The following is a 214-nucleotide window of genomic DNA, read 5'->3' on the forward strand; positions in this document are numbered from 1 at the left end:
GATGAACAGTTCATTCTGAATTGTCAGATAGTCCAGACGATTCTCAAATGCAAAGGGAATCCCGCCCCGCAGTTCCGTATACAGAAGGCTTAATAACTGCCCGTATTCTTCCCCCAGCTGCTTCACCGCATATGCCGGATCTGCATAGCTGTGCCCGTACTGTTCCTCCAGAATATCTTCGTACAAAGCTTTATTTATCTCCTGCATCTGCTCG

The 214-nt window shown here is 47.7% G+C and carries 1 pseudogene; it reads right to left on the minus strand.

Annotated features, from left to right (window positions below):
- A pseudogene (locus HJV72_RS19355) lies at positions 1-186 on the minus strand (hypothetical protein); the annotation flags it as partial.
- Between the last annotated feature and the right edge of the window lie 28 nt (positions 187-214).

It is taken from the genome of Extibacter sp. GGCC_0201, from assembly GCF_017566055.1.
Taxonomy (GTDB): Bacteria; Bacillota; Clostridia; order Lachnospirales; family Lachnospiraceae; genus Extibacter.